The organism is Kerstersia sp. (assembly GCF_052103615.1).
Lineage (GTDB): Bacteria > Pseudomonadota > Gammaproteobacteria > Burkholderiales > Burkholderiaceae_B > Kerstersia.
The window spans coordinates 1-4,291 of the sequence record NZ_JBQEKA010000136.1; the positions used below are offsets into that span (position 1 = coordinate 1).

Annotated in this window: 4 protein-coding genes and 1 tRNA gene; all 5 read left to right on the forward strand. The window is 62.9% G+C overall.

The window, feature by feature from the left end; all coding sequences use genetic code 11:
• Positions 1-563: ABC transporter ATP-binding protein (locus ACTJGZ_RS15780; protein WP_441663843.1), on the forward strand; the 563-nt coding region annotated here is incomplete at its 5' end.
• Positions 564-628: 65 nt separating this feature from the next.
• Positions 629-2,422: an acyl-CoA dehydrogenase family protein gene (locus tag ACTJGZ_RS15785; RefSeq protein WP_441663844.1), complete on the forward strand. Its 1,794-nt coding sequence runs from the start codon at positions 629-631 to the stop codon at positions 2,420-2,422.
• A 34-nt stretch (positions 2,423-2,456) separates the two neighbouring features.
• A complete protein-coding gene (locus ACTJGZ_RS15790; RefSeq protein ID WP_441663845.1) occupies positions 2,457-2,939 on the forward strand; it encodes a MarR family winged helix-turn-helix transcriptional regulator in 483 nt (160 codons plus the stop codon).
• 170 nt (positions 2,940-3,109) lie between these two features.
• Entirely contained in the window at positions 3,110-3,727 is a 618-nt protein-coding gene (locus tag ACTJGZ_RS15795; protein WP_441663846.1) for a 2OG-Fe(II) oxygenase, read from the forward strand.
• Between the two features lie 253 nt (positions 3,728-3,980).
• A tRNA-Lys gene (locus ACTJGZ_RS15800) sits at positions 3,981-4,056 on the forward strand.
• Positions 4,057-4,291: the final 235 nt, after the last annotated feature.

Genomic DNA, 4,291 nt, shown 5'->3' on the forward strand with positions numbered 1-4,291 from the left:
AGGGCAGCATCCGCTATCAAGGCAAGGAAATCGTCAACAGCCGGCTGGAAGCGCGTGTGCAGCAAGGCCTGGCGCTGGTGCCGGAAACCCGCGCCCTGTTCAGCACCATGAGCGTGCGCGACAACCTGCTGCTGGGCGGCTACCGGCTGCGCGGCTCGCTGCTGCACCCGCGCCCGGCGACCCAGGGCCTGGAACAGGTATTCGAGCTGTTCCCGCGCCTGCGCGAACGCCAAAGCCAGCTCTCCGGCACGTTGTCCGGCGGCGAACGCCAGATGCTTGCCATCGGCCGCGCCCTGATGGGCGAGCCGCAACTGCTGATGCTCGATGAACCCAGCCTGGGCCTAGCGCCACTGATCGTGAAGGAAATTTTCCGCATCATCGAACAGTTGCGCGCCACCGGCGTGAGCATTTTGCTGGTCGAACAGAATGCCCGCGCCGCGCTGGAAATCGCCGACTACGGCTATGTGCTGGAAACCGGCGACGTCGCCCTGCACGGCCCGGCCTCCGAACTGGCCGATGATCCGCGCGTGGCCGAAACCTATCTGGGCACCGCCCATCATTGACGCCTGGCTGCCGCGAATACATCTCTTACCGCACCGGCCAGGCCGGCGCACAGGAAGGAAAAATCATGTGGGAATATGAACCGCCACTGCGCGATATGCGCTTTGTCATCGACAACGTGCTGCAGGCCCCTGCCTCATGGGCCGCCATGCCTGCCTTTGCGGACCTCGATGGCGATACCGCCGCCCAGGTGCTGCAGGAAGCCGGCCGTTTCGCCAAGGAAGTCCTTCTGCCCATCAATAGCCCGGCCGATCTGCAAGGCTGCCGCTGGCAGGACGGCGCCGTCAGCACGCCGGATGGCTACCGCGCCGCCTATGCCGCTTTCTGCGAAGGCGGCTGGCCGGCACTCGCCTGCGACCCGGCCTGGGATGGCCAGGGGCTGCCGCAGCTGCTCAATGCCGCTTTCTATGAAATGCTGACGGGCTGCAATCACGCCTGGGCCATGTACCCCGGCCTGGCGCATGGCGCCTATGAATGCCTGAAGGCCCATGCCACGCCCGAACTGCAGGAAACCTACCTGCGCAAAATCGTCAGCGGCGAATACCTCGCCACCATGGGGCTGACGGAATCCCACGCTGGCAGCGACCTGGGGCTGCTGCGCACACGCGCCCAGCCTGTCGGCGACATGGGGCCTGGCGCCGAAGTCCGCATTAGCGGCAACAAAATCTTCATTTCCGGCGGCGACCAGGATCTCACTGAAAATATCGTCCACCTGGTGCTGGCGCGGCTGCCCGATGCCCCCGCAGGCAGCCGCGGGCTGAGCCTTTTCCTGGTGCCGCACATCCTGCCCGACGGCAGCCGCAATGGGGTGGGCTGCGACGGGATCGAAAAGAAAATGGGCATCAAGGGCAGTGCCACCTGCGTGCTGTCCTTCGAAGCCGCCACCGGCTGGCTGATCGGCGAACCCAATCGCGGCCTAAACGCCATGTTCGTCATGATGAATGCCGCGCGCCTACAGGTCGGCATGCAAGGCCTGGGGCACCTGGAACTGTCCAGCCAGAATGCGCTGCGCTATGCGCAGGAACGCCAGCAATCGCGCGTCCGTTCCCGGCCCGACGGCCAACCCGCCAGCGCCGCCGACCCGATCGCACTGCATCCGGCCATGCGCCGCACGCTGTTATCGCTCAAGGCGATGACCGAAGGCCTGCGTGTGCTGTCATATTGGACCGGCGTGCAGCTCGATGAATCCGAGCAGCACCCCGACGACGCCCGCCGCCGCAGCGCGGGGGCCCGGGTGGCGCTGCTCACTCCCATCGTCAAGGCCTATCTGACCCACCATGGCCACTACGGCGCCAATGCCGCGCTGCAAATCTGGGGCGGACATGGCTATGTGCATGAATACGGCATAGAGCAAAGCGTGCGTGATAGCCGCATTGCCATGATTTACGAAGGCACCAATGAAATCCAGGCGATCGACCTGCTGCAACGCAAGGTGCTGACGCCGGAGGGCGGCCTGGCGCCAGCTTTGCTGGACCTGCTTGCCGAACTGCGCGCCGACGCCAACGCTGCCGCCGCCTTGCCTGCCCTGGCTGCGCAGGCCGCGACCCTGACGCAATCCATCCAGGCGTTCGAAGATGCCACGCGCGCGCTGGCCGCAGGCGCGCTGCAAGACCCGGAATGGCCGCTGCGCATTGCCGATGATTACCTGCATGCCGCCGGCCTGCTGCTGATGGGCTGGGCCTGGCTGCGCAGCGCCCGCACCGTCCTGCAACTGCCCGCCAGCGAACAGGCAGACCCCTGGTATGCCGCCAAGCTGGACACCTGCCGTTATGGCATGGAATGGCTGCTGCCGGAACTGGCGCTGCGCCTGCAACGGGTCAGCACACGGCAGGCGGCCCTGCCCTGGCTGCCATCCTGCTGACGCGGGCGCCTCGGGCTCCATTATGATTATGGCCATGGATACCCTCAATCAAGATGCCGCCGAGGATCAGGAAACCCTGGACCTCAGCTGCCTGCAGCATGTTCTCGGCCACCAGCTCGCGCTGGCTGATGTCCCGTCGCGCAAGACATTTTTCAAGCATATCGGCAAGCCGCTGGATTTGCGGCCGGCCGAGTTCTCCATGCTCCTGCTGATTGCGCACAACCGCAACGTGACGCAAAAACAACTGGGCCAGGCGCTGGCCATTCCTGCGCCCAACGTCACGACCATGCTGGACCGCCTGGCCCAGCGCGGCCTGCTGACCCGGGAGCCGAATGCCACCGACCGCCGCTCCGTGCATATTGTCCTGACCGCCGACGGCGAAACCCTGGCTAGCCAGAGCCATGATATTTCACTGAAAATGGAACGCCATCTGCTGCGCCATCTCAGCACCGCAGAACGCGCCATGCTGCGCGAACTGCTGCATAAAGTCGCGCAACAGGAAAATCTGCCTGCCTGACTGCGGGCAAGGCGGTTCCTGCGGCAAACACCCCGCGCCCGCCCCAAAAAAACAATTTTCTTTCTCCCTGCCCTCCGATAAAATCGGCTTCCGCCATAGCCTTTCCTCTTCGGAGACTGCGATCGCATCCTTGGTTCCCGTTCAAGCGTTTCCTGCGGTAGCAGCGCATCGTGCCCATCATCCCCGATAGGCTGCTGCATGATCTGGAACATCAAGGCTGGACAGTGTCAGACGACATCATTCCAGCGGAACTGGCACATCGTCTGCTGACAGAAGGAAAACACCGCTGGGAAACCGGTCTGTTTCATCCCGCCCGCATTGGCCGTTCGCTGATGCAGCAACGCAATACGGACATTCGCGGCGACACGATCTGCTGGCTGGAAGACACTGACCCGCACCCTGCCTGCATAGACTTCCAGCACTGGTTCAATGAACTGCAAACCCTCCTGAACCGGTATTTCTTCCTGGGCCTCAAACGCCTGGAATGCCACTATGCCCGTTACGGCTCCGGCGCGGGCTACGCCAGGCACATAGACCAGCATCGCGACACCAGCTACCGGAAAATTTCCATGGTGCTGTACCTGAACGATAGCTGGCAAGCCGGTGACGGCGGCGAACTGTGCATTTACGATCCTGCCGGCCCGGACACTGAAATCGCGCGCATTGCCCCCCTGATGGGCAGGCTGGCCCTCTTCCGTGCCGACACCATTCCCCATGCCGTCCTGCCCTGCCAGCGCGCGCGCTGGTCGCTAACCGGCTGGTTCCGCACCGACGACGACAATCTCTGACGCCAGAACGCGGATCACACCTTGCCGCAAAAAGCATGGCACTGCCTCCTGCCAGGGCGTGCCCAATCGCTGCTGACGGACCTCGACCAAAGCGCCAGGCCTGGCAGCACCTTCCCATGCCGCCCACCCAACCCGATTGCCGATATTTTTTTCCTCAAACCGAAAAAAACTTTGACACACCAAAAAAACGTCGTATAATTTAATTCTTCGCTCGACGCACAACGAAAATATCGAAGTCAGTCGAACAAAGCATGGGTTGTTAGCTCAGTTGGTAGAGCAGCGGACTCTTAATCCGTAGGTCGTAGGTTCGAACCCTACACAACCCACCAGATTTTGAAACGGCCTGTAGAAATACAGGCCGTTTCATTTTTCGGCGCCAGCGATTCCCCAAGCTCCCGCGCCTCATGCTGCCGCTCCGCCCCAACCGGGCCGGCACACTTTCCGAATCGTCTTTCCGAACCGTTATCCCACCGCATGCCGCGCCGTTTTTGGCGCCGCCGACGATACCGGTTCGCTGTCAGCCACCCGCTTTTTTGCATGATCCGTCCTCTGGGCGGCGTTCTC